The sequence below is a fragment of the Anaerolineales bacterium genome, assembly GCA_022866145.1.
Taxonomy (GTDB): Bacteria; Chloroflexota; Anaerolineae; order Anaerolineales; family E44-bin32; genus PFL42.
On record JALHUE010000107.1, the window covers coordinates 1 to 2,173 of the forward strand.

Here is a 2,173-nt window from a genome sequence, read left to right on the forward strand (position 1 = left end):
CCGCCGGAATCCCCGCTGCGACAGAACCGTCTGTACGAGGCTTCATACCTGCTGCGCGACTATGGCTTCGATCTGGAGGATCTCCCCTTTGCCGGCGAAGGCAACCTCCCGCTCGACACCGATCCCAAGACCGCCTATGCCGAGCGTACGCTCTCCCAACAGCCCGTTGAACTCAACACCGCCGACCGCGAGCTTCTGCTGCGGGTGCCGGGTCTGGGCCCGCATGGCGCACAGGTGATCCTAGCCAGTCGTCGGGAGCGCCAGATCCATGACCTCGGGCAGCTGCGCAAGCTCGGGATCCTTGCCGAGCGGGCGGCTCCGTACATTACGCTGATGGGCCGACGCCCCTCCCGACAGCTCCAGCTTTTCCGCGATTGAACCCCATCGCCGCTCGCCGTCCCCCCAGATCTCGGGTACGATGGCCGCGTAGCCTCGGATGAATCCAAGCCAGTTGCTCGAAGCCTACGACCTGCTGCGCAGACAGGTGCGCCTCCCGGGAGCCAGCCGCACGGAAAAAGCGAATCTGATTCGCCATGACTACCCATCTGGTGATGGCCTGATTGTCTATTCCAAGCTCGATGCTGGCAATGCAGTTGAGGTGATCGAGGAACAGTTGGCCTTCTTCCGCCGGCAGGGACGCTCGCTTGCCTGGATGGTGTATCGTCACGACACGCCAGCCGATCTGGGAACCCTGCTGGCCGACCGTGGCTTCGCGCCGCAAGCGCCGCAAGGCGTGCTTGTTTTGGCCTTCTGCCCCTGCCTCCGTTCCCTGGCGATACCAATAGCGCACTGGTGCGCCTCCTCGACCCCGAGGGGCTTCAGGCCGTTGCGGCAATCCAGGAACAGGTCTGGGGAGAGCCGCTGTCGCCGGATGACATGCAGCGCCTGGCCAAGCGGATCGGCGAAAGCCGGGACGCCTTCTTTGTGTATCTGGCGTATGTTGGCGGCCAGCCGGCGGCCACCGCCCACCTGACCATTCATTCGCCTACGACCTGGGCTGGCCTGGGAGGGGCGGCCACGCTGCCCGCCTACCGGCGGCGCGGCCTGTATCGGAGCCTGCTGATGCGGCGCCTGCGCGATGCGCAGCAGGCTGGGGTTCGCTTGCTTGAGGCCGAGGCCAGCCCGATGAGTCAGCCCGCGCTGCAAGCCGTCGGCTTCGTGCATACCACCGACTGCCGCCTGTACGACAGCCCGGCCCCAGCCTCCTGACCCGGCGCAGCCTCTCGAGTGGGACCTCGATCGACGGCAGAAGAAACCGCCCGGCAGTCGCCGGGCGGTTCGCGCTACGCCTTGGCTGGATCCGGTCATTCCTCGTGCGCTGCGCCTCGGCCGGCGACGTAGGACTCGACCAACAGCAGCCCGTTCGGGCCGGCGCGCTGAATCACCTTGAGAAGTGTCTCCATCGTGGTGACCTCCTCGAGCTGCTCGTTGATGAACCAGCGCAGAAAGTCCTGCGCCAGGTAGTCGGTCTCCTTGACCGCCTGGTCCATCAGGGCGGTGATCTGCCGTGTGACCTCATTCTCCCAGTCGAGCGACAGCTTGGCCGCGTTCTCGGCCGAGCCGATATCGTGACGGGGGGCTTCGATCGTCGGGATCATCGCCATCCCACCGGCCTCGGTCACGTAGTGCACGAACTTCATGGCGTGCTCGTTCTCCTCTTCCGCCTGGCGGTAGAAGAACTCCGCCAGCTTCTCGAGCGACTCGCGCTCAAAGTAGGTAGCGATGGCAACGTACTGGTTGGAGGCCGCGAACTCCCGGCCAACCTGGGCGCTCATCGCCGCCGACAGTTTCTCGCTGATCATCATGGTTCACCCCTTGTATGAGATACAGGATGGCGTTGTCGTGGGGCGATCTTGCCCAGAATCGGGCCGGATCGGCGGTTCTCTTATCCCCCGCTCAGGACGTAATCGATTGCGTACTGTGCATCCAGGTAGTTGGGATTGACGGCCAGAGCGGACTGGAAATCCTGCAGGGCCTCCCCTGCCAACCCCAGCCGATAGCGCGCCCAACCCCGCCACAGCAACGACTCCTCGGCCTTCTGGGTGCGGAAGAGCGTGGCATCCGCCAGTTCCACCACATCCTCGAACCGGCCCTGGTGGAAGTAGGCGATGTACGGCCCGAATTGGTAGCGGGTGAAGCGCCAGGGCAGCCCAAGCCGCAGGGCAGTGTCGAA

4 protein-coding genes are annotated in these 2,173 nt (G+C 64.8%); 2 read left to right on the forward strand and 2 right to left on the reverse strand.

Translation table 11 applies throughout. The features are described 5' to 3' along the window. Both MUO23_03420 and MUO23_03425 read left to right on the forward strand, forming a co-directional pair. On the forward strand, positions 1-378 hold a 378-nt coding region (locus MUO23_03420; GenBank protein MCJ7512006.1), incomplete at its 5' end, for a helix-hairpin-helix domain-containing protein. A gap of 414 nt (positions 379-792) precedes the next feature. After that, the gene (locus MUO23_03425; protein MCJ7512007.1) at positions 793-1,209 is read left to right on the forward strand and encodes a GNAT family N-acetyltransferase; all 417 of its coding nucleotides are present in this window, start codon (positions 793-795) and stop codon (positions 1,207-1,209) included. Between the two features lie 95 nt (positions 1,210-1,304). Here MUO23_03425 and MUO23_03430 read toward each other — a convergent pair whose 3' ends face one another. Both MUO23_03430 and MUO23_03435 read right to left on the reverse strand, forming a co-directional pair. Continuing rightward, complete coding sequence (locus tag MUO23_03430) at positions 1,305-1,805, reverse strand: ferritin (GenBank protein ID MCJ7512008.1); 501 nt, start codon at positions 1,803-1,805, stop codon at positions 1,305-1,307. Between the two features lie 80 nt (positions 1,806-1,885). Further along, positions 1,886-2,173 (reverse strand): hypothetical protein (locus MUO23_03435; GenBank protein MCJ7512009.1); only part of this gene is annotated, 288 nt, incomplete at its 5' end.